Origin of the sequence: Porphyromonas bobii (assembly GCF_943169685.1) — a bacterium.
In the GTDB taxonomy this organism is placed as follows: domain Bacteria; phylum Bacteroidota; class Bacteroidia; order Bacteroidales; family Porphyromonadaceae; genus Porphyromonas; species Porphyromonas pasteri.
Map to the genome: position 1 here is coordinate 457,551 of NZ_CALPBU010000001.1, position 24,081 is coordinate 481,631.

At 54.0% G+C, this 24,081-nt stretch carries 16 protein-coding genes; 9 read left to right on the forward strand and 7 right to left on the reverse strand.

What is annotated here, in order from left to right:
* Positions 1-170: 170 nt before the first annotated feature.
* The 5 genes from KO088_RS01865 to argS form a co-directional block, all read right to left on the reverse strand.
* Entirely contained in the window at positions 171-1,424 is a 1,254-nt protein-coding gene (locus tag KO088_RS01865) for an acetate/propionate family kinase (RefSeq protein WP_060936068.1), read from the reverse strand.
* 31 nt (positions 1,425-1,455) lie between these two features.
* Positions 1,456-2,472, reverse strand: coding sequence for a phosphate acetyltransferase (gene pta, locus KO088_RS01870; protein WP_060936067.1), 1,017 nt, complete (start codon positions 2,470-2,472; stop codon positions 1,456-1,458).
* A 457-nt stretch (positions 2,473-2,929) separates the two neighbouring features.
* On the reverse strand, positions 2,930-4,903 hold the full coding sequence (locus KO088_RS01875) for a fructose-1,6-bisphosphatase (protein ID WP_251419718.1): 1,974 nt from the start codon (positions 4,901-4,903) through the stop codon (positions 2,930-2,932).
* Between the two features lie 27 nt (positions 4,904-4,930).
* Positions 4,931-7,177: a RelA/SpoT family protein gene (locus KO088_RS01880; protein WP_215493149.1), complete on the reverse strand. Its 2,247-nt coding sequence runs from the start codon at positions 7,175-7,177 to the stop codon at positions 4,931-4,933.
* A 134-nt stretch (positions 7,178-7,311) separates the two neighbouring features.
* Complete coding sequence (gene argS, locus KO088_RS01885) at positions 7,312-9,102, reverse strand: arginine--tRNA ligase (protein ID WP_215493151.1); 1,791 nt, start codon at positions 9,100-9,102, stop codon at positions 7,312-7,314.
* 1,005 nt (positions 9,103-10,107) lie between these two features.
* On the opposite strand from argS, the gene KO088_RS01890 reads away from it, so the two are divergent.
* From KO088_RS01890 to KO088_RS01915, 6 genes are all read left to right on the forward strand, one after another.
* The gene (locus KO088_RS01890) at positions 10,108-10,524 is read left to right on the forward strand and encodes a DUF2141 domain-containing protein (protein ID WP_215493152.1); all 417 of its coding nucleotides are present in this window, start codon (positions 10,108-10,110) and stop codon (positions 10,522-10,524) included.
* A 35-nt stretch (positions 10,525-10,559) separates the two neighbouring features.
* Complete coding sequence (locus KO088_RS01895) at positions 10,560-12,692, forward strand: TonB-dependent receptor (RefSeq protein WP_215493153.1); 2,133 nt, start codon at positions 10,560-10,562, stop codon at positions 12,690-12,692.
* A 39-nt stretch (positions 12,693-12,731) separates the two neighbouring features.
* Positions 12,732-13,181 (forward strand): DUF2141 domain-containing protein, encoded by a 450-nt coding sequence (locus KO088_RS01900; protein WP_188807408.1) that lies wholly within the window; start codon positions 12,732-12,734, stop codon positions 13,179-13,181.
* Positions 13,182-13,613: 432 nt separating this feature from the next.
* Complete coding sequence (locus tag KO088_RS01905; protein ID WP_215493154.1) at positions 13,614-14,261, forward strand: hypothetical protein; 648 nt, start codon at positions 13,614-13,616, stop codon at positions 14,259-14,261.
* Between the two features lie 6 nt (positions 14,262-14,267).
* The gene (locus KO088_RS01910) at positions 14,268-14,906 is read left to right on the forward strand and encodes a hypothetical protein (protein ID WP_215493155.1); all 639 of its coding nucleotides are present in this window, start codon (positions 14,268-14,270) and stop codon (positions 14,904-14,906) included.
* 44 nt (positions 14,907-14,950) lie between these two features.
* Positions 14,951-16,393: a carboxylesterase family protein gene (locus KO088_RS01915; protein WP_215493156.1), complete on the forward strand. Its 1,443-nt coding sequence runs from the start codon at positions 14,951-14,953 to the stop codon at positions 16,391-16,393.
* Positions 16,394-16,470: 77 nt separating this feature from the next.
* On the opposite strand, the gene KO088_RS01920 is transcribed toward KO088_RS01915, so the two are convergent.
* Both KO088_RS01920 and KO088_RS01925 read right to left on the reverse strand, forming a co-directional pair.
* On the reverse strand, positions 16,471-17,655 hold the full coding sequence (locus KO088_RS01920; protein WP_215493157.1) for a hypothetical protein: 1,185 nt from the start codon (positions 17,653-17,655) through the stop codon (positions 16,471-16,473).
* A 50-nt stretch (positions 17,656-17,705) separates the two neighbouring features.
* Positions 17,706-19,643, reverse strand: a complete 1,938-nt coding sequence (locus KO088_RS01925; RefSeq protein WP_215493158.1) for a TonB-dependent receptor plug domain-containing protein — start codon at positions 19,641-19,643, stop codon at positions 17,706-17,708.
* A gap of 602 nt (positions 19,644-20,245) precedes the next feature.
* Between KO088_RS01925 and gnd the strand changes: the two genes are divergently transcribed.
* The 3 genes from gnd to pgl are packed head-to-tail and all read left to right on the forward strand — an operon-like array spanning position 20,246 to position 23,998.
* Positions 20,246-21,715, forward strand: a complete 1,470-nt coding sequence (gnd, locus tag KO088_RS01930; RefSeq protein ID WP_215493160.1) for a decarboxylating NADP(+)-dependent phosphogluconate dehydrogenase — start codon at positions 20,246-20,248, stop codon at positions 21,713-21,715.
* 13 nt (positions 21,716-21,728) lie between these two features.
* Positions 21,729-23,294 carry a glucose-6-phosphate dehydrogenase gene (zwf, locus tag KO088_RS01935; RefSeq protein WP_251419720.1) on the forward strand — a complete coding sequence of 522 codons (1,566 nt, stop codon included), beginning with the start codon at positions 21,729-21,731 and terminating at the stop codon, positions 23,292-23,294.
* Complete coding sequence (gene pgl / locus KO088_RS01940) at positions 23,291-23,998, forward strand: 6-phosphogluconolactonase (protein WP_215493162.1); 708 nt, start codon at positions 23,291-23,293, stop codon at positions 23,996-23,998. Before zwf ends, pgl begins: the two co-directional genes overlap by 4 nt.
* The last annotated feature ends 83 nt before the right edge of the window (positions 23,999-24,081 follow it).

Consider the following 24,081-nt stretch of genomic DNA (forward strand, 5'->3'; position numbering starts at 1 on the left):
ATAAGTGATAAAATGTTAGGGCAAAGATAAGCAAAGAAGAAGAGGAGGGAAAGAGCCTATCTATACAGAACAAGTGAGGCCAAGATCTCAGTCAGAGCATAGCTCCTCGAGATCTTGGCCTCACGATGTATGTGATCGGGTGGGGTCAAGCACCCGATGAAAGGTGTACTCTACTTGTTCAGGATGTCGTAGGTGTCACGAGCGATCATGTACTCTTCGTCGGTAGCGACGACGACGACCTTGACACGGCTGTCTGCAGCACTGATGACCTGGCTCTTGCCACCATAGGTGACTTCGTTGATAGACTCATCAAGCTTGATGCCGAGGAACTCCAGCCCTTGACAGACTTCTGTACGTAGAGCAGCACGGTTTTCACCGACACCAGCGGTGAAGACGAGGAGGTCGATACCGCCCAAAGCAGCGGCATAAGCTCCTACATACTTCTTGATGCGGTAGGCATGCATTGAGATAGCCAGACGATCGCGCTTAGAGCCTTCTTCGGCGGCCTTGGCGACGTCACGCATGTCAGAGCCCTGTGTGCTGATACCAGCGACACCGCTCTTCTTTGTCAGAAGGAAGGTCAGGTCTTCCAGATCAAGGTGGGTCTTACCAGGGGTAGCCTTCTTGAGGAAGGGTGCGAGGAACTCTGGATCGTAGTCCTTCTTATTCATCAGGTACTCGATGACGCCGCTGTCGATGTCACCAGCACGAGTACCCATCATAAGGCCTTCGCTGGGGGTCAAGCCCATTGAGGTGTCGATACTCTTCCCGTTGAGTACAGCTGCCATAGACGCTCCACTGCCGATGTGAGCTGTGACGATCTTGCATGAAGCACGATCCAGCCCTGCGATCTCAGCCCCCTTGGCGCTGACATAGTCGTGACTCGTACCGTGGAAGCCATAGCGGCGGATGCGGTATTTGTCATAGAATTCGTAGGGGAGCCCATACATATAGGCATGCTCGGGCATCGTCTGGTGGAAGGCCGTGTCAAATACCCCTACTTGAGGAATCTTGGGGAGTACCTTCGTCACGGCTTCGATACCGAGGATGTTGGCTGGGTTGTGAAGCGGAGCGAGCTGTGCGCACTCATGGAGCATATCTACTACCTCTGGGGTGATACGTACGCTCTGTGCAAAGCGCTCTGCACCGTGTACGAGGCGGTGACCGATGGCGTCGATCTCATCGAAGGACTCTACGAAGTGCTCTTCTTTGAGAATGTCGAGGATAATCTCTACGCCGCGTGTGTGGTTAGGAATGTCAAGGTGGCGCTCGATCTTCTTTCCTTCGGGGTTACGGAAGGTGATGAAGGAGTCGTTGATCCCTACGCGCTCTTCGTTCCCCGAGGTCAAGACCTTGTAGTTGGGGAGCTCGATGAGGGCGAACTTCAGGGAGGAGCTGCCACAGTTGAGGACCAGGATTTTCATAAGGTGTTGTATTATATGGTAAGGTGTGAGCTTATCCCTTCTTCGCCTTGAGAGCGATTGACTGGTTGGCTGTGATAGCTGCCATCTTATAGATGTCGTCTACTGAAGCCCCACGGCTGAGGTCGTTGACTGGTGCAGCCATACCCTGGAGGACAGGGCCGACAGCTTCGGCACCAGCGAGGCGCTGGACGAGTTTGTAGCCAATGTTCCCAGCTTCGAGGGTGGGGAAGATGAGTACGTTAGCCTTACCTGCTACGGGGCTGTCTGGAGCCTTGAGCGAAGCCACCTTCGAGACGAGAGCAGCATCAAGCTGGAGCTCGCCATCGAGCTGGAGCTCGGGGGCCATCTCCTTGGCGATACGTGTTGCTTCGACGACCTTATCTACTAGCTCATGCTTAGCGCTACCCTTCGTCGAGAAGCTGAGCATAGCGATGCGTGGCTCTACGTTAGCGATAGCGCGAGCTGATTCAGCTGAGGATACAGCGATCTGAGCGAGCTCTTCAGCGGTAGGATTGGGCATGACGGCGCAGTCAGCAAAGAGCAGAAGCCCGTTTTCGCCATAGGTGTTGTTGGGGAGGAACATCATGAAGATACCGCTGACGCAGCTGATGCCTGGGGTCGTCTTGACGATCTGCAGAGCTGGACGAAGCACGTCGCCAGTAGCATTGATAGCCCCTGCGAGTTCACCATCAGCATCCCCAGCCTTGATCATCAGACAGCCGAGGTATAGGGGATCTTCGACGAGGACTGCAGCCTGCTCTTCGGTAAGTCCCTTCTTGCGGCGGAGGTCCAGCAGAAGGTCAATATAGGCCTGCTTCTTTTCGTGGTTCTTAGGGTCGAGGAGGTTCGCCTTATCGATGTTTTGCAGACCCAATTCCTGGGCGTGCGAACGGATGGCGCTGGGATCCCCGATTAGGGTTAGGCGGACAACACCTTCTGCGAGGAGGCGGTCAGCAGCCTTGAGTGTTCTTTCTTCGGTTCCTTCAGGGAAGACAATGTGTTGAGGATTAGCCTTAGCCCTGCTGATAATGTCTTGGATCAAGTCCATAGTGATGGTAGATTTGATATTTGAGTATTCTGTATATCCCCAAAGTTACGGATTATCTCGCTTTATTGTGCAAGGCGCTCGGAGTCACGGCTCCACGCTTTGCTCTCCCAACTCTCAAGACACTCTTTTTCGCAGGATTTTTCGCTCTATTATGAATGCTAATATCGTCACCGCAATATGCTGTTTCTCAGTGGGGAAAGTGGGCTTTGGCGACGCTTGTTTGGTAGCTCGATTTTGTGACCAGTACTGGTCCACATTCCGACCAGTACTGGTACACACCTTCTACTTGTACTGGTTCGCGTTCTGACCAGTACTGCTTCGGTTGGTGACCAGTACTGGTTCGTTTTATGCTTCTCAAAGCCCTTGCAGGACCACCACCTGAAGAAAAAGAACTCCCCCGATAGATCACTGGATCTATCGGGGGAGTTTCTTGGGATAATGATAGTGGGGCTAGATTTTACTCGCGCTCCTTGATCAGGCCATGACGGTAGGCATGGAGGAGCTTCTTGAGCTCTTCGATCTGATCCTCAAGGATGAGGCCTTGGTCAGTGTCTCGGACAAGTATGCGGTCTGTGGAGTAGGCCTTGACAACAGAGGTGCTGGAGATGTCCTCCATGTGCTCAATGGCTTCGCGGGTCGAGCTGAAGGGCTCGTGCTTGACCAGATGAAGGCCCTGTGAATTGAAGATCAAGGTATAGCCTGCGATACCCGTGCTGGACTGGTAAGCTCGGCTGAAGCCGCCATCGATGAGCATAATCTTACCACCAGCCTGTACGGGATGCTCGCCCTTGACCTCACGGACGGGGACGTGACCATTGATGATGTGAGACTCGGTGCTCTTTAGGTCGAACTCTTCGAGGATCATATCACAGACCTGCTCCTCAGTACGGTAGACATAGTAGTAGCCCTTCTCTTCGTGGTGCGTAGCCTTATCGGCGATGAAGTAGCGCTCGAAGGTCGTCATCGCAGACTTATCAAAGAGAGGTGAGTCGGGGCCACACCATAGGTACCACATATAGTCAACAGCTTCCTTGTGCTCGGGGTGATCGGATGATGACCAGTGCGACTGGCGTACGAACTCATCGATACGGTCGAGGAGGGCACGACCAGAGAAGGCGCGACCACGAATCTTGACCTTACGGAAGGTGCGGTCCTCATTGAGGGGGACGGAGGCGTGGAAGAGGAGGTTGTGGTTGCACGTAAGGTACATACTCCCCTTCTTGAAGAGGAAGTTGATGTGGCGGAGAAGCTTCTCGCTGTGACGGAAGGAGTGCAGGAGCTTGGCTACGACATCAGCCTCAGCCTCGGTGAGCTTGTAGGGATCGTTGGGATCAATAGTGGGGAAGAAGGTATCCTTGAGGGGATAGGTCTCTCCATTGGGGAGGGTAATCGTCCCTTCTGCTTGGTTGATGCGGTGCAGAAGGTCACGATCCTCCATCCCATACTCGGGGTGACGCGCTATGATCTGATGCTCGAGCTTGAACTGTATGATGGCGATCGCCTTGTGCATCTGCCCCATGAGGAGAATGCTCTTCTCATCGTAGGTCTCGTCTGCATCGCCGAGCTTGGGGGTAAAGGGCGTACAAGGATCCTTGCCATAGACCTCCATTGCGAAGCGCGCCAGAGGAAGCATGTTGATCCCGTAGCCATTCTCCAGCGTGGAGAGGTTGGCATAGCGCAGGGCGATACGTATAGCGTTGGCCATGCTGGCGGTGTTCCCTACAGCAGCACCCATCCAGAGCATATCGTGGTTACCCCACTGGATGTCGACATTGTGGTAGGTCAGGAGCTTGTCCATGATGAACTGGGCGCCAGGACCTCGGTCGAAGACGTCCCCGACGATATGTAGGCGGTCAATGGCCAGACGCTGGATCGTCTCGCAGATCGCGATGATGAAGTCGTCGGCCTGCCCCGTATCGATGATCGTGTCAAGGATAGCTCCCACGTAAGCCGACTTCTTGGGATTCATGCTATCCTCATGAGTGAGTTCCTGAGTGATGTAGCTGTACTGTGCGGGAAGAGCCTTACGGACCTTGGAGCGCGTGTACTTCTCGCTGACGCACTGCAGGACCTTGATGAGCTGGTTGAGCGTGACTTTGTACCAATCCTTACGGAGATAATGCTGCTGGCTGAGTCGCTCAAGACTTTCCTTAGGGTAGTAGATGAGCGTGCAGAGCTGACGGAGCTCCTGCTCACGGATTTGTCCGAGGAAGAGGTTCTCTACCTTGATGCGAATTGTCCCTGATGCATTCTTCAGTACGTGGATGAAGGCTTCATATTCACCGTGGATGTCGGCGAGGAAGTGCTCGGTACCCTTAGGTAGGTTGAGGATAGCACTTAGGTTGATGATCTCAGCGGCGGCAGAGGCTGCACTGGGGTATTGCTTGGAGAGCAACCCGAGGTACTTGAGTTCACGTTCTGTGATATTCATAGTGATGATAAGTGTTGGGGGTGATTATTATAGGCGGGAGGTGAGCTCGGCATGCTTGACACCGGAGGCACTGCGTATCTTCTTGATGAGTACGGTCAGGGCTTCGCGACGCTCGACATAGAGTACGAAGGAGCCGTGGAAGAGGCCGTCCTTCGACTGGATCGAGTAGCTGCGGAGCTTGACTCCCGATTCTTTACGAATGAGAGATGTGATGTTGGTGGCGATGGAGAGCTCGTCTCGTCCGACGACTTCGATGGAGGCGACCTGCGAGCTACCGCTTTCACCATTCCACTTAGCACAGATGATCTTGTGCGGAGAGTGGGCAAACATATCGGGTGCATTGGGGCAGTTCATGCGGTGCACCTTGATGCCGCGGGTCGTCACAAGCCCGAAGACCTCGTCTCCATAGAGGGGACGGCAGCACTGGGCGAGGCTATAAGCAACTCCTGTGAGCCCTCTGTCGAGGATCAGCACCTCGGAGGTGTTGATCTGATTGGATTCGCTCTCGCTCTCCTGATAGGTGAAGTCTTCGGCAGAGCGAGCGGAGCCAATGGAGGGCTGCGCCTCAATGAGCGAGACTGCAGCCAGCTCCTGCTCATAGAGGTTGAGGAACTCCTGTACATCGACCTTACTGTGTGTTAGGTCGCGGTAGAAGTCGGAGAGCGTCTTGTAGCCTTTACGTAGGGTGATGCGTATGAAGGCAGCTTCATCGAAGGGGAGCTTGCGGTTCTTGATGCGGCGCTGGATCATCTCCTTGGCGACACCGATACCAGCCTCTTCCTCGGCGCGGAGCAGCTGACGAATCTTAGCTTTTGCCTTGGGGCTTACGACGATGGAGAGCCAGCCGGGCTTGGGGGACTGCTGCGGAGAGGTGAGGATCTCTACATTATCTCCATTCTTGAGCTGATGGCGCAGGGGGACGTTCTTCCCGTTGACCTTCCCAGATATAGCGCGAGCTCCTACTCGGCTGTGGATGGTGAAGGCGAAGTCAAGTAGGGTAGCACCTTGGGGGAGCTTCATGATCTCTCCCTTCGGGGTGAAGACATAGATCTCCTGTGCCTTGAGTGTAAGGAGGGAAGACTCCAGAGTCTGTCGCTTCTCCTCTTCGCCTGTGGCATCATCACGTACGGTCTCCAGGGCTTCGCGTACGGAGGCGAGGAAGTCATCCAGACCACCTTCACTGCGGATGCCCTTGTAGCGCCAGTGGGCAGCGACACCTTGCTCGGCGATGGCATCCATACGCTTGGAGCGTATCTGTACCTCTACCCAGCGGTTCTCCGGTCCGAGTACGGTCGTATGCAGACTCTCATACCCATTACTCTTGGGGATGGAGATCCAGTCCTTGAGTCGCTCGGGGTTGGGGCGATACATGTCGGTGACGATCGAGTAGATCTGCCAGCATACCTGACGCTCGCGCTCGGGAGGGACGTCCACGATGATGCGGATAGCGAAGACATCATAGATATCCTCGAAGGGAAGCTTCTTCAGCTTGTTGCTGATCGAGCTGACGCTCTTCACGCGTCCCTTCATCTCAAAGGGTACATCCTGGAGGTCTCTTAGCAAGGTCTCCCGTACGACGCGGATGAATTCGGCGATATAGGCATCACGTGCATCCTTCGTCTCACGTAGCTTGCGGGTGATGAAGCCGTAGATCTTCGGCTGCAGATACATGAGGCAGAGGTCCTCCATCTCGCCCTTGATCTTGTACAGCCCGAGGCGATGGGCGATAGGGGCATAGAGGAAGGACACTTCGGATGCCAGCTCCTTGCGATCCTCAGCACGACGGATCATCGAGGCATGGCGTAGTAGGTAGAGGCGGTAGGCGATGATGATGAGCACCACGCGCATATCCTCTGCCATCGAGATCAGCAGGTTGTGGAAGTTCTCCGAGCTGATGGCCTCCTTGCGCATATAGAGCTCGGAGGTGCGGGCGAGTAGCTGCAATAAGCGCAGTACCTCTTCGCCGCAGACGCTCTTGATCTCATTGGGTGAGATGCGCCCAGCGGAGAAGGGTATATATAGGAGTACAGCGAGGATCGAATGGACATTGAGCCCGAGCTCTCTGTGGATGAGGCAGGCGACCTCCAGCTGCACGATGAAGTTGGGGATGGTGTGTATCTCCTCAGCCTCTGAGACAAAGACCCCCTGCTCGAGGGCCTCGGCCAGCCACGTCCGTACCTGCAGGCGGCATACTCTATCCAGGCGAGGCTGGAGGAGGCCGAGAAGGTAGCGGCTGGTACGGTAAATCTGTTGCTCTTGGGCGGGACTAAACATACGTTACTCTGCTGCGGAGTGTGATAAAACTTCGTTTGGCGAAAGGTACGAAATAAACCTATACGAGTGGAGGCTACCCTGCTATGGCAAGATAGCCTCCATCAATGGTGAGACCCCTAGATGTGGATATGAGGCTACATACGCTCGGGCATCTCGATACCCAGGAGGGAGAAGCCAGCGGCGATCGTGCGAGCGACGACCTCGGAGAGTGCAAGGCGGAAGGCGCGCAGCTCTTCGTTCTCCTCCTTGAGGATGGAGAACTCGTGATAGAACTGATTATACTCCTTCACGAGGTCGTAGACGTAGTTCGCGATGACAGCAGGGCTATAGGTGCGAGCTGCTTCCTCTACGATGTCTGCATATTCAGCGACCTTAGCGATGAGCTCCTGCTCCTTGGTGGAGATGGTAAGCCCAGCGAAGGTCGCGGGGAGAGCGATACCCTGCTCCTCTGCTTTACGAAGGAGGCTGCGGATACGAGCGTAGGTGTACTGGATGAAGGAGCCTGTGTTCCCGTTGAAGTCAATACTTTCCTTGGGGTTGAAGGTCATGTTCTTGCGAGGGTCAACCTTGAGGATAAAGTACTTCAGCGAGCCCAGACCTACACGACGAGCGACTTCGGCGGCTTCTTCAGCGGGCATATCCTTGCCCTTACCTTGCTCTTCGGCGATGGCACGGGCCGTAGCGACCATCTCGTCCATAAGGTCATCGGCATCGACGACCGTACCTTCACGGCTCTTCATCTTGCCGTCGGGGAGCTCGACCATACCATAGCTGAAGTGCACGAGCCCCTTACCGAAGGCATAGCCCAGGCGATCAAGTAGGAGAGAGAGCACCTTGAAGTGATACTCCTGTTCATTGCCTACGACATAGACCATCTTATCAATGGGGTGCTTGTCGAAGCGCATCTTCGCCGTACCGATATCCTGCGTGATGTATACCGAAGTACCATCAGAGCGGAGGAGGATCTTGCGGTCAAGGCCTTCGTCTGTGAAGTCGGCCCATACCGATCCGTCAGGATCCTGGACGAACTTGCCTTCCTTCAGACCGCGCAAGACTTCTTCCTTACCGAGGAGGTAGGTCTCCGACTCGTAGTAAATCTCGTCGAAGCTAACGCCCATGCGCTTGTAGGTCTCGTCAAAGCCAGCATAGACCCAGGAGTTCATCCTGCTCCAGAGGCTGCGGATCTCTTCATCACCATCCTCCCAGCGGCGGAGCATAGCGCGAGCGTCAGCCATCAGAGGAGAAGCTGCTTCAGCTTCTTCCTTGGTCTTGCCTTCGTTCATGAGAGCCGTAAGCTCGGCCTTGTAGTGCTTGTCAAAGAGGACGTAGAAGTCGCCGATCAGGTGGTCGCCCTTCTTCCCCGTGCTCTCGGGCGTCGCACCATTACCCCAGCGCTGCCAAGCGAGCATGGACTTACAGATGTGGATCCCACGGTCGTTGACGATGTTGGTCTTGAAGACGCGGTTGCCTGATGCCTCAAGGATACGTGCGATGCTATACCCGAGGAGGTTGTTACGCACGTGCCCGAGGTGTAGAGGCTTATTCGTGTTGGGCGAGGAATACTCGACCATGACGAAGGGGGCATCTGCCGTAGCTTGCTTATGTCCAAAGGTCTTATCACTGCGGATCGCATTGAAGTCCTCGACCCAGGCAGCAGGTGCGATGCTTAGATTGAGGAAGCCCTTGACGATCTGAATGCCCTCAACGAGGCTGCAATGCTCCTGGAGATAGGCACCGATTTCTTGTGCCGTAGCTTCGGGGTTCTTGCGGGAAATCTTGAGGAGAGGGAAGGCTACTAAGGTCCACTGACCCTCAAATTCACTGCGGGTCTTTTGGAATTGGAGTTGCTCGGGCGTAGGCATCTGCCCGTATAGAGCCTGCACAGCTTCAGCCGTCGCCTGCTGCAGGGACTGTATGATCGACATAAGCGGTAGATATATTTGTGATAAGTGGCGGGGATAGTCGCGAGAGGTGCGCCGGTAGATCCCCGCTTTATAGAGGTACAAAGGTAGTATTAATTAAGTGTTTGCTGATGGATAATGCTTCTCCTTATTCAAAATCCAAGTGGCAGCTAAGTCTGGTGTGTATGTGTATAGAGGAAGATATCTCCATTGCACTCCCCTCAGTGGAAGCTTATCCTCTTTTGCTGGGGTGGGGAGGTCATAGATACCCTGTCTACATTCTCTCTTTGTGCGTGCTAAAAGAATACTAACGGAGGCTCAGGTAGGCTTGATAAACGAATATCTTAGAGGGATGGGGTAATCATATGCAAACGAATACTTTATAATGAAGTGTGTTCAGAAGCCTTGCCGTCTTTCTTAAGAAGATAGTATGAGCCTATATAGGTCCGCTCTGTGACCTATATGGGTGTGTGGGTAGAGCTATATAGGATGGTGAAGAAAGCTATATAGCTTTGGATCGATCCCTATATAGCTTTGTGAAGTCACCTATATTAGGTTGTTTCTCCGCGCAGGGATAAAAGTTGTGGACGAGTGGCAGAAAAGTTTGGGCTACGTGCGTGGCTCTAATATCTACGTACGTGGATATTTGGATTTACGTGCCTGGTCTTTAAGACTACGTGCGTAGATAGAGAAAAACCACTACGTGAAGGCGCTTTTTTTCTTCACGAAAACAACACTTTTTCCTCCGCTGGATAAGAGGAATACTCGCGATAAAGCGAAGGGCTTGCTCGGTCACTTCGGAGAGATATATCGGGGAGCTGGGCGTGCGATACCTTATCGGTTTGTACACGGGACAACTACTGCTCTGATGGCAAACGAATACGACTGTATATCTGACCTCTATAGCATCACTCCCGCGACTCTTAGAGAAGGAGGTTACGTGCTGTGGTTTTTCTTTACCTTTGGATATGTGATAAGCCCTCTATCATTTTGATTTTATGAGGGCTGACTTCTCTTAAAGCAACCTCTATGAACCGAACTCATATCGCGCTGCTCTTTGCAATCTTCTTCTCGGTCACGGCACTCTGCGCTCAGTCCCATCGCTTGATGCTCGATGTCGTGGGTATGAAGGAGAAGAAAGGCAACCTCCTTATCTCCGTATATGACTCTGCAGAAGACTACCTCAAGAAGCCCGTCAAGACGCTGACCACTCCTGCCGATGCCTTGACGAAGCGTGTTGTCCTCGAGCTGGAGTCTGGTACCTATGCTGTCGTCATCTATCAGGATCTGAATAGCAATGGGAAGGTGGATCGCAACTTCTTCCGTCTGCCGACTGAGCCTTGTGGCTTCAGTCGTGATGCGCGACCTAAGATGGGACCTCCCCGCTACAAGCCTGCTTCCTTCACTCTTAGCGAAGACACAGAGATGAGTATCAAGCTGAGGTAGTCATCCAGCCTGCAGCTTCTTAATACCAGCAAGACATGTATAGAAGCGTCATCCTAAGTATCCTCTTCCTTCTCGTCTGCAGTGTGCCTCTGCAAGCACAGGAGCCGCATGAACTCCAAGGGAGAGTCCTGAATAGCTCGGATAATCCGATCGCAAAGGTGCAGATCCTTGATCAAGCGACAGGGCTACTGCTCACCGAGACGGGGAAGGGTGGGGAATTTCAGCTCAGCTTCCCCGATAGTGTAGAGCGAGTCTCGCTGGTCTTCCTAGCCGAAGGCTATCAGTCGAAGGTGATGCTCCTTCGCCCTTCATCTCAGCTCTATCGGATCATCCTCTTTGAGGCGCAGCGGTCGATCGAGGGAGTCACCGTCTCCCGCCGAAGGCTTCTGCCGATCTCGGGCTATGCTCCACTTACCTCTCGCTTCACGACCATGGATATACTCATGACACCACGAGCCCTCGGTGATATCCTCGGTGGACTGATGGAGGATCCCGATGCTCAGAGCTCCGACACTGATGGGCGACTCAGTCTGCAGGGCGGTGCACCTCATGAGAGCCAAGTCTATATCGATGGCTTGCGTCTACCTAATCCCTACAGCATCAGCTCCAAGAATTCATCGGTACGAAGCATCCTCTCACCAAGCGAATGCAAGGAGATAAACCTCCTCTCTGGGGGCTACTCTGCTTCGATGGGACAAGCGCTCTCTGGCGTGATCCAGATCTTCTCTCGGGATACGAAGGATGTCAAGCCTGGGTGCTTCGTAAGTCTGAGTAGTATAGGCCCTAGCTTCACATGGGGGCTGGGAGCACCTTCCTCCTCTACGAAGCTGGAGCTCTCAGCCAGCTACACCGACCTCTCCCTCTATGATCGAGTCCTGCCAAGTGCCTACCCTTATACTCGGAGCTTCTATAGTCCTTCCCTCACCGCTTCCCTCTGGCATGATCTTCCTCAAGCGACGCTCAAGGCTCAGCTGAGCTATACAGGGATGGGCATAGGCTATAGACCTAATGCCTCTATGCCTACATTCAATAGCCGCCTTCGCGAAGATCGCTACTATGGGCGTCTGACCTATGTGCGAAGCCTAAGCACAGCGTGCCAGCTGGAGGTAGGTGCTCATACTCAGTACTCCGACTTCTCGGGCTCATCCCTAGTATCGCCACAGGACCAAGTTCTTGATCATGACCTCTACGCCGAAGCTCGTCTTGCCCTGAAGTACAGCGGAGAGCCCTTCTCCATCCTCGGCGGACTCGATTACAGCTGGAGGGACTATCGTGAGACCTACGAACTCACAGGAGATCGATATCAACTGAACTTCTCCAATCATCTCCCCGTGTCCTTCCTTGAGGTCAGCTACCTCCACCGTGGCCTAAGCCTCAGCGCAGGGCTTCGCGGTGAGTATGCGAGCGTCCTCAGTGTATGGAGTCTCTCCCCTCGCCTCTATGCAGGCTACAGACTTGGCAGACACGTCTTCTCCGCTTCGTGGGGGCGCTACACCCAGCTTCCCGAGAAGGAGATCCTCCGCTTCATGCCAGCGCTCAAGAGCAGCCGATCGGAGATCTCCCAGCTCTCCTATAGCTATGGCGACAAGACACCTCTCCTGCAGCTCTCCCTCTTCTACAAGAGCTACCAGCATCTCACCCGCAGTCTAGCAGAGGGCTACCCCAAGCACTTCGACGACCAAGGGGGAGGGGAGACCTACGGGCTTACGCTCTTCCATAAGGGAAACCTCGGAAGTATCAATTATTCGACTTCTTACTCCTATACCCAAGCTCGGCTGAGCTATGATCGCTACCTCCGCCCACTTGCCCCCAGCTATGTGAGTCCTCATACCTTCCGCCTCACGGCTAAGTACTGGTCGGGGACGCTGAAGAGTCTCCTGGGCTGTAGCTACTACATAGATGCTGGGGCGAAGGGCTATAGCTATGACCTCACCCCCATCCAGCTCCCTATGCGCTCTCGGCTGGACCTCTCTTGGAGCTACATTGCCTCCAAGAAGGTGCTTCTCCACCTGGGATGCACCAACGTCCTTGGGACGACGAACTACTGGGGTATCGAGCCCGATCCGCTTAGCCCCACAGAGGGGACGCGTATCTCGACACCCTCCTCACGCTTCTTCTACATCGGCTGCTTCATCACCCTCTCGGGGAAGCAGAAGAAGACTCCTTGATGATCACTCTATCCACCTCACTTTAATTCTCTTATGATCATGCGACACCTTAGACACCTCCTGCCCCTCCTAACTCTTGCGCTGGGGCTCCTCTCGCCTTCACTCAAGGCTCAAGGCACAGCGGAGAAGAAGACGCCTCCCACTCATCCTCTGACGCTCACTGTCGACGGAATTATCGAACCCAAGGGAGAGCTACTCATCGCCATCTACAGTTCAGCGGAGAGCTATCCCCAGAGCCCCTACAAGACGGCTATGGCAAAGGTCGACTCTCTCACTAAGACGGTCCTCATTGACCTCCCCGAGGGTTCCTATGGTATCAGCCTTTTCCAAGACGTCAATGGGAATAAGACCCTCGACTTCAATGGCTATATCCCCTCTGAGAAGTATGGCTTCAGCAATAATGCACCTGCTGACTATGGTCTCCCGAGCTTCAAGGATATTCTCTTTACCTTCAAGGCTGGAGATATCCAGTATATAACTCTGCGGTAGCTTGAGCCTACGCAGAATGAGCCCCCTTCGCCCGTGTGGTGAAGGGGGCTCTTTTCGTTTCAGCCTACCAAGAGGGGCGTGCTTTATCGTGAATCTTTTGGGCCTGTAGAATAGACGCTCCATATTTGTCTGGAGATAAGGTTTATATAGGGTAGGAAAACGAACCAGTACTGGTCGATTTGAGGTGTCGCTATAAGTCGCAGCTATCCTCTATGGTAACTTGCTTGTGTGTAGTGCGATAAATGATGAATTTCTTTTGCTGGGCAATCACTGATATTTGCGAGAGAGCGATGGTGGGATGCTTATGTATGGTGAGGGTGCTGGATGGGCGGTCGGGAAACGCCTCGGAATACGTATATTTGTTCCTCAAAGGACTGGCCGCTCAGAGGCTGGTCGCAGTATCTTGCTTCGCTTAGTACTACCATATTATATATGCAGTATCCTCTTCCTCGCTTTGAGCATCTTGCTGCCCTGCGTCAGGCTTGGCAGCTCCTCAAGCAGAATAAGTCCCTCTATCGCTATCCCCTCATCATCAGCCTTCTCACGCTGGGGACTCTGGGATATATGTTCTTCTCTGGACACGCTTCATCCTCTTCTCTGGCGTCCTATCTTCCGCTGGTCGTCGGGACGTTGAATGGGATCTTGACTTACCTCTTCCTTATGCGGGTGGTGAAGTTCTTCGCTGGCGAAGCTTATCCCGCGCGTACTCGTGTAGCCCGCCTGAAGCACTTCGCTGGCTTCGTCCTTCTGGCGGTACTCTTTGGCTTGGGGGCTGGTGTGGGCTTAGTGCTCTTCTTCGTGCCAGGCTTTTACTTCCTGAACCGCTGCTTCTTAGCACCTATGCTTTACCTCGATGGTAAGGCGGGCATCTTTGCTTCCTTCCGAGGGTCGTGGACGCGTACGAAGGGGCACTTCTACACGCTCCTCAGTGCACTTGGTATCGTGCTTCTTCTCGCGGCTGTGAATGCTGTGACACTGCAGCTGGCCACGGTCATCATCCTGCCTGTCGCGACCCTCTACCTCTTCATCATCTACCGCTACCTGCAGGAGATCCCGCAGGATAAGACACCTGCTCTCTAAGCTGAGATGAAGTCTCCGATCACGCTTCGTGGGGTCGTCCGACGCCTACAATACTCCAAGCGCCTACTCATCAACCGCCGTGGGGATGGCGTTCATTCCCCCTTTGCCTTCCACTTCATCACTCGAGTCGTACGAAATCGTCGTCCATACTACTGCTTTGAAGAGCTTCGTGGCGAGGTAAAGCGCCGTAGAAAGGACGCGAAGACTTGTCCTCCTATCCATCGAGCGCGTACACTGGAGCTACTCTTCCGTACGGCTCACGAGCTGGAGGCAAAGAATATCCTCGTCGTGACCTCTCAGCCTACGACGAGCCTATTGCCCGATTACCTACGCCATACGGGCTATGCCGAAGCCGTACACGTGCTTTCGGTGGACGAACTGCAAGGCGTGAGCCTTCCCTACTATGATCTTCTGATCTGCGAATACCTACCCGAACGGGAAGCATTGGAGCAGCTTCTCAGCCAATGTGTCTCTACCTCCCCGACGCTTGCTGTCGCACTCTATACGCCTAGCCCTCGCTGGCGTCGCTTCGTCAGTAGCCTCGATAAGCAGGTCGCTCCACGCCTCGCGCTCGACCTGATGGATCTCTGCCTGTACTTCTATGACAAGCGTCTGACACCATCTCGATACAAGGGGGTGTACTAAGCTTCCCTTACTAACTCAATTATTACCTATCCCATTCACTTTAGATGAAACGACTAACTTACCACCTTTGCCTTGTTCTGGGTACGCTCTCCAGCTGTGGTGCTTCTGCTACTCCTACTGCCCCCGAGCCCGAGAAGGCTCAGCCCCCTGTCACTCCAGGCATCCCTACAGTACGCGCCAGCGATGAGACCGTGCAGAGGTACTTCGCCGCAACTCTCTCTGGCAAAGAGGAAGCTTTACCTGTCTCTTCCCTCTCACTTGAGGATATCAAGAAGGCGCGTACTCAGGTATGGCGTCTCTGGGCAGAAGCAAATAAATCCCAGAGTGAAGAAAAGCTACCAGCACTCACGCCCCTCTCTAAGGAGAGTGTAGCTCATAGCTGGCTTCTAAAACCAGAGATCTATAATGGGGATAGCATTAAGGCCGTGATGCCTTTCTACTACGGCTCGAAGGGAGATAAGCCAGAAGCTGGCTACCCACTCTATCTCTATCTGCACGGATCGGGGGAGAAGAAGGGGGAATGGTCTACAGGTTTGGCGTTGGCTCTCTCTTTTCAGGATAGCCCCTCCGCCTACTTCATCCCACAGATACCTAATGGTGAAGGCGTAGCGGATGGTCAACTCTACCGCTGGTGGCAGAAGTCAAAGCTCGAAGCGTGGGAGAAACTCCTACGTCAAGCCTTCCTCTCTGATCAGATTGATCCGAAGCGCATCTACTTCTTTGGAATATCTGAGGGCGGATATGGCTCACAGCGCTTAGCTTCGTATTATCCCGATTACCTCGCTGCTGCTGGACCTATGGCTGGTGGTGAACCTCTTATCAATGCTCCGGTAGAGAACCTCCAACACGTAGCTTTCTCACTTCGCACGGGATACAATGATACTCAGTTCCACCGCAGCGAATTGACGGGTTACACGCGTGATGCTCTTCAGCGCTTAGCTGCACAATATCCTGGCTACTACAAGCACTTCATCGACATCATCCCGAAGTATGGTCACGCTATACCTTATCAGTATACGACGCCCTACCTCTCGCAGCACGTGCGTACTCCTCAGCCCAACCAAGTGAACTGGGAAGACTATCCCATCGATGGGCTCTACCGTAAGGGATGCTATAATCTTGCACCACTCAAGCGCCCCGAAGGAAAAGAGCGCATTTACTATCAGGAGAATATTATGGGGAATACCGTAGATCTGAAGATCAACACGGTGAAGTACGTAGAGAAGCTGGTCAGTGATTACTACAAGCAGTACTTCCATCTCGTCCTCCTCTATGATAAGGTCTACGAGCCAGCTAAGGGTGGGAAGCTCCGCATCTACCTAAGCCCCGAGCTGCTTGATCTTAGCAAGCCTGTCCGAGTCTTAGTCAATGGGCAGCAGGTCTATTCGGGGATGGTGAAGGCTGACTGGTCACATCTCGTGGAGAGCTGCTCACGCTTCTTTGATCCCGAGCGTCTCTTCCCTGCAGCTATCGACATAGCTTACTAAGGCGCACGCTGTAGCGCGCTACGTATATATACAGTGATCCCCCTTGGCTTATCTGCGGATGGCCAAGGGGGATCAGTTTATTTCTCCAGCTCAATATAGGCGGAGAAGTGGGCTTCACTACTTGTCAGTAGGAGTGGTATAATGCTTTGGCTCGGCTGCTGGCGTGGTCCTCGCTCAAGACGGAAGACACCTTTGCGACCATCTGGCACGTATTGCTCGTAGGCGAAGTGCGCGAGTACGCCCATAGTTGTTCGGAGGTTGATCTCCACACAAGGATGAAGGCGCAGACTCTCCCCATCGCGGTAGAAGAAGAGGTCGATGCCGATATAGCCTGTGTACTGAGAGTCGGAGAGCTCTTCCTCGAGCCACGTGCACTGGGCATTGATGAGGGCGAGCAGAGCTTCTTCACTCATGAGCGAAGTAAGTCGCTCCCAGAGGTCTTCTGGCGATGTGAGTATGTTGCCAAGATAGGCACGTCCCGAAGGGAGTGTATCGAAATGGGATAGGGCAAAGAAGCTTACCTCGCCGCTTTCACTTCGTGTGTACTCAAGCGCCCAATTATCTACGACCTCGAGGTAAGGTTCGATGCTGACGCTTCCACTTCGCGTACAGCTCCCGATAAGCGCTTCCAGGTGCTTCTCTTGCAGGGGAAGGGGGAGTGGAAATACTCCACGGCCCGAGGAACTATAAGGACGCTTGATGAGGACTCGAGTAGGATCGCCCAAGGGACGGGATTTGATGCCTTCGATAGCGGTACGCAGTCGTAGCTCGGTATCTGATTTGTCTACTCCCGCTTCGATCCAACGGGGGAGGAGGTCACTGGGATAGCCGAGCTGATCCGTCAGATATGCCAGCAGGTCATAGCTGGCGCGTCGGTGACTTAGCCGTAGATAGCTCGGTGTGATGGGCGGAAAGAGTAGGGTAGTAGAGAGGAAGAGTGGGCATTCTCTCAGCTCTCTCACGATATGGTCATCCAGTCCCCAGAGGACGACACTCAGCTCAGCGGGGAGATCGCATCCAGCCGGTAGGTCATCGCCCTCAGCATTCAGCAGGCGCGCTGGTATCCCATTGGGCGAAGCAGGTGCATAGATGAGGTCTTCTCCAGAAGCTAAGAGGCGCAAGAGCGGTGAGAGCTCGTAGCGCATCCATCGGATTTCCTTGGAGAGTGTGTAGCGCTTCTCCCGAGAGAAGCTTAGGGCTTCTTCGTGACCAGGGTTAAAGACCCACAGACGTGGGGTAGATGCGGTAGGATAAGCGTTCATATCAGGAGCAAAGATATGCAAAGTGCTCCGTCTTCCTGCGCTTACATCCCTCAGAGGTTATAGGTGAGCGAGGAGAAGAATGTGCGACCTGGTGAGAGGCTCCCCGTGATATTGACCTGCGTCGGGTGGTAGTCGAAGAGATTATCTGCTCCGACAGTGATCGTGAGTCGATGCTTATAGCGTGCCGAGACACTCATGCGGGAGAGGAGATAGCCTTCGTGCTCGAAGTAGGAATACTTACCCGTCGTCTCGTCCAGCTCGCTGAGCGTCACACTTCCTGCTCCACGCAGGGCGTAGGTCGCAGTGAGATCGCAGTCGCTCCCCGTCTTGGTCTCGTAGGAAAGAGCTGCAGTGTAGTTGTGCGGACGAAGAGGAGCGAAGGGCTGACCATTGGCACGGCTCTCGGCTCTGGAGAAGTCGTAGATATAGCTGTAGTCACCATTGAACGTCAGTCCAAGAGGAAGGCGCACGCGCAGGCTTGTCTGCAGGTTCAGTAGTCGGCTACGTTCGCTCACATTCGTATAATGATAGGTGTTCGTACTCTTGGTCATCAGCGTGCCTATCTGGTTGGAGATGACATTGTACGAAGCGATACCCGTCAGGCTCAAGTGCGAGGTCTGCCACTCAGGGGAGAAACTTAGCATCCGACTTACCTCGGGACGCAGGTGATCTGAGCCCTTGATGAAGAACATACCGAAGTGATCCCAGTCCATGAACTGCTCCTTGATCGATGGTGCACGGAAGCCTTCTGCGTAGGAAGTGCGGAGCCTTACACGCCCCAACTGATAGAGTACCGAAGCGCGTGGCGAGAAGTGTGCGCCGAAGCTGGAGTGTCTATCGAGGCGAAATCCCGTGACAAACGAGAGCTTCGGCACCAGATGCCATTCGGCCTGCCCGTAGAGTGTGCCGGCAGTAGCTTGGTGCCGTGTGGCGGCTGTAGTGAATCGCTCGCTGCGGAGACGCTCGTGGTAGAGCTCGATACCTGCATTGACGAGGACGGGTGTCTTCTCTTCGGCGCCGAAGTTGTACTGCAGGCGCACGGTATTGCCCGTGAAGTGGAAGATAGGTGTTCGCTCCTTGCTTACGGAGAGGAAATTATCGCGATTGTAGAGCTCGTGATTGTAGTCGAGGCGCAAGTTGTGCAGCTCGCCAAATGCCTGATAAACCTGCCCACCCAGCGAATGACTGAGGTACTTATTACGTCTAAGTCCGTCGCCATCTTGGTCACGATAGCCATAGCGAATATAGCCCGTCAGCTCGCGTCGTAAGTCTGAGGTGCGGTAGCGTAGACGCTGAGAGAGATTGAGGCTCTTGCTGCCCATGACGGGAGTGGTCTCAGGCCGGGTGCCTTGTGTGGCTACGCTGTAGGCCGCTTGGTCGATGTAGCTGATGGAGGTCATCGAGCTGAAGGCGCCACGTACGATTTGTCCCGACGCGCTGTATCTCGTGACGCCCTCGCTACTGTGGTCGAAGGTCGCCGAGAGCTCCTCTTTGTGCCGAGCACGGCGCGTGATGAAGTTGATGACGCCACCTATAGCGTTCGACCCGTACAGAGCCGAAGCTGCGCCACTAATCAGCTCGATACGCTCGACATTGGCCATATCGATGCGGTTAAGATCCACCACTCCGTTGCCCTCCGAGGTCAGTCGCTCGCCGTCGACAAGGAAGAGGACGTGATCTCCTGAGAAGCCTTGGACCGAGACACGATACTGAGCGCCGTGTGCCGTGACATTGATCCCGGGCAAACTCATTTGCAGGGCGTCGGCAGCAGAGCGTGGTGCGAGGCGATCCAGCTCAGTACGTGAGATGATACGGGTGATGATGGGGAGCTTCTTCAGTGTGCGGGGCGTCTGAGTACCTGTGACGACGACGTCTTCGACCCGATGATCTTGGGCGAGACTATCGCTCACGCTTTGGGCAAAGCCTTGAGTGAAGCTACCCGCTAACAGTGAAGGGAGGAGGAAGATATAGGTGTGCTTACAGCGCATACGTGGATCTATAACTGAATGGGCTACAAAGATAGACCGATTGCGAAGGCCTATCCATCCCCCGAAGTAGTGATATTTCCCGCCATCTATACCCGAAAGTAATTAGGAAATAAGGGGCTTCGGGTAGGCTTCTCTTTCCCTTTCGTAGCGCGGTATCTGGAGGGGCTGGCAAATGTAATATAACATTCGGTCAAATGTTATATTACTTTCAGTCGAATGTTATATTACTTTCGGTCAGAAGTTATATTACTTTTAGCTGAATGTTATATTACTTCTCTCCGAAAGTTCCTCTACTTCCTTTCGGAAATACCTCTACTTTCGATCAAAAATACCTCTACTTTTCAGAGGAAGTAGAGGAATATCCGAGAGGAGGTGCAATTACCTCCTGAAAGTGAGCGAATTACATCCCGTACGAAGTGCAGTGATTTCCCGTGCAAAGTGGAGGTACTTCCGGAGCCGCCTCAAGGCAATTGCACTGGGAAGCTCCTTGGCTTTGGTGCGCCTAAACCTTCACTCTCGGGTCGTTGTTTTAGAGATACATCCATCGCCCCAAGTTAGGTACGCGCGAGGCGGACTCATGGGGCCTTCCCAACACAAAGCAAATGAATAAGAAATCAGATATTGGCCTCATCGGCCTTGCAGTCATGGGCGAGAACCTCGCCCTCAACATGGAGCGCAATGGCTCTCAAGTCTCCGTCTACAACCGTGCAGAAGGCGCCGAAGCCACCGTCGTGGAGCGCTTCCTTCAAGGTCGTGGCGCAGGGAAGAACTTCCTTGGATTCACCGAAATCAAGCCCTTCGTCGAGAGCATAGAGCGTCCACGTAAGATTATGATGATGATCAGAGCCGGCAAGCCCGTCGACTACGTCATCGAGTCACTCCTGCCACATCTCGAGCCAGGTGATATCGTCATCGACGGCGGAAACTCGAATTGGGAGGACTCTGAGCGTCGAGAAGCTGAGCTACGTAATCACGGGATCTACTTCGTCGGCTGTGGTATCTCGGGCGGTGAAGAGGGTGCTCTAAACGGTCCTGCCATCATGCCTGGCGGCGCTGAAGAAGCTTGGCCCAGCATTGAGCCGATCTTCTCCCGCATTGCAGCTAAGGCTGAGGACGGGACTCCTTGCTGTGCCTGGGTAGGTAAGGGTGGTGCCGGTCACTTTGTCAAGATGGTGCACAACGGTATCGAGTATGGCGACATGCAGCTCATAGCTGATGCCTACGCTTATCTCCGCCACATCGGCGGCAAGACCAACGATGAGATGAGCGAAATCTTCGCTCGCTGGAACGAAGGGAAGCTCCGTAGCTACCTCGTAGAGATCACAGCCGAGATCCTTCGTCATCGTGATGCCGAGGGCGAATACCTTATCGACAAGATCCTCGATGCTGCAGGGCAGAAGGGGACTGGCAAGTGGTCGGTCATCAACTCCCTCGAGTACGGCCAGCCTCTTGGGCTCATCGCGACGGCGGTCTATGAGAGAAGCCTCTCCTCCACAGTAGACCTGCGCCACGAAGCTGCTGCACTCTACACCCCCTCGCAAGCAACAAGCCGCCCCGCCTTCGGTGACAGCGACGTCGATGCTCTTGAGCAAAGCCTCTACGCATCGAAGATCGTCTCCTACGCACAAGGCTTCTCGCTCCTCTCCGAAGCATCAAAGGCACGCGGATGGGAGCTGAATCTGGCATCCATCGCACGTATTTGGCGCAACGGCTGTATCATCCGTTCGGCCTTCCTCAACGATATTGCCTCGGCATACCAAGCTGATCCCAGCCTGCAGAACCTGCTCTTAGCTCCGTACTTCCAGCAGGAGATCACGGCTGCTCGCCCTTCTTGGCGTGAGACCATCGCTAAGGCGCTACTCTCGGACTGCCCAGTCCCAGCCTTCTCCTCAGCTCTTAGCTACTTCACATCACTGACGACGCGTCGCCTTCCTGCTTCACTTGTGCAGGCACAGCGAGACTATTTCGGTGCACACACCTTTGAGCGCACCGACCGTCCACGTGGAGAGTTCTTCCACGAAAATTGGACGGGCCACGGAAGTGATACCTCTTCGACCACGTATAATGTATAGTCCCCCCGAGAATATGCCACAGACCATGCAGCATCATCTGCCCGAGAGCCTCATCCTTGTGATATTCGGCGGGTCAGGTGACTTGACAAAGCGTAAGCTCATCCCTTCGCTCTATCAGCTTTTCAAGCAAGATAAGCTCCCCATTCGCTTCAGTGTCCTTGGACTTGGGCGTACGGAATACTCGGATGTAGCTTATCGCGAGCACCTCGACGAAGCTCTTCAGCGCTACCTCAGCGATGGAGAGTACGACGCTTCTCTTGCCGAGCAGTTCCTCTCAGGAGTGTATTACCTCCCGATGGACCCTGCTTCTGCCGAGGACTATCCTAAGCTCCGTGAGCAACTGAAGACACTTGACGAGCGAATCAATAATCCTGGACACTACATCTATTATCTCTCTACGCCGCCTTCTCTCTATGGCGTGATCCCACAGCACTTGGCTTCTGTCGGGCTCAACGAAGAGGGCGAAGAGGATACTAATGGTGAGCCCTCGGCGATCCGACGTATCGTCATCGAGAAGCCCTTCGGCTATGACCTCCAGTCAGCAAGAGAGCTGAATGAGATCTACCGCAAGTCCTTCCACGAACATCAGCTCTATCGTATCGATCACTTCCTCGGAAAGGAGACGGTGCAGGATATCATGGCGCTGCGTTTTGCTAATGGTATCTTCGAGCCTCTCTGGAATCGCAACTACATCGAGCGTGTGGAGATCACAGCGGTAGAGAATATGGGCATTGAGAGTCGAGGTGGATTCTACGACCAGACTGGTGCTTTGCGCGACATGGTGCAGAATCATCTGGCGCAGCTCGTAGCTCTTACCGCTATGGAACCGCCTGTGCAGTTCAACGCTGATCTATTTCGTAACGAGGTCGTGAAGGTATATCAGTCCTTCCGTCCAATGACTCCCGAGGAGATTCGTCGCCGTGTCGTCCGCGGACAATATACAGAGAGCGAGTGGAAGGGAGAGCATCAGCGTGCCTATCGTGAGGAAGATAAGATCGCTTCTGATAGCCGAACGGAGACCTTCGTCGCCATGAAGCTCTACATCGACAATTGGCGCTGGCAGGGAGTACCTTTTTATATCCGCACAGGTAAGATGATGCCGACCAAGGTCACCGAGATCGTCGTGCACTTTAAGCCTACACCTCACCGCGTATTTGCTACGGCTGACGGTAGCACCGTACCTAATCAGCTGGTGATTCGCATTCAGCCGAACGAAGGGATCTCCTTGAAGTTCGCAGCGAAAGTCCCAGGCTCTGGCTTCGAAGTCAAGAAGGTCTCCATGGACTTTACCTATGACCAGCAGATGGGTGGCTTAGCTTCGGGCGATGCTTACTCACGTTTGCTCGAGGACTGTATGCTGGGTGACCCGACTTTATTCACACGCAGCGACGCTGTAGAGATGAGTTGGCGCTTCTTTGATCCGATCCTTGATCTCTGGAAGGAGGAAGACTTCCCGCTTTATGGTTATCCTGCTGGCACATGGGGACCAAAGCAGAGTGACTTAATCATCGAGCGCGAGCACAGCTGGACGAATCCCTGCCGCAATCTTACTCACTCGGAGCTCTACTGCGAACTATGATCTACCATCATTATCCTTCCCCCGAGGCCGTCGCACGAGCCGTAGCTGAGACGGCCTTCGTGAAGCCTTCGCAGGCTGGCTGGGTACATATCGCACTCTCTGGAGGCTCTACGCCCCGCTTACTCTTTGAGTTGCTCGCCGAAGAGCCTCTACGTAGTGCCGTAGATTGGTCACACGTCCATCTCTATTGGGTAGATGAGCGCTGCGTACCACCTACAGATCCCGAGAGCAACTATGGTATGACCGAGGCGGCTCTCCTTCGATATGTACCCATTCCACAGGATCAGGTACATCGTATCGCAGGAGAGAAGCTCCCTGAGCGCGAAGCAAAGGATTACTGCTGGCTTGTGGGCTCGGAGCTTCCATTTGATGGTGCTTTCCCTGTCTTTGATATTGTGCTCTTAGGCTTGGGAGAAGACGGCCATACGTCCTCTATCTTCCCACATCAGATGGAGCTCCTCACGGAGGAAGCACCTTATGCTGTCGGGATAAGCCCAAAGGGACAGCCACGCATCGCAATGACTGGACCGACGATTCTTGCTGCAAAGCGCATCCTCTTCCATACGACTGGCGAGAAGAAAGCTCCTATCCTACGGCATATAGTAGAGCAAGCTCCCGAGGCAGAAACTTATCCTGCTGCTTATATCTTCCGCCAGCGAGCCGACGTCGAGCTCTATACTGACGTAGTTCTTCCTATTAAGTAGTAGCGCTCCAGCCTTACTAAGGCCGACAAGATAAAGTAAATCGCCCCGTCTGTAGCATCATACTTGCTACGGACGGGGCGATT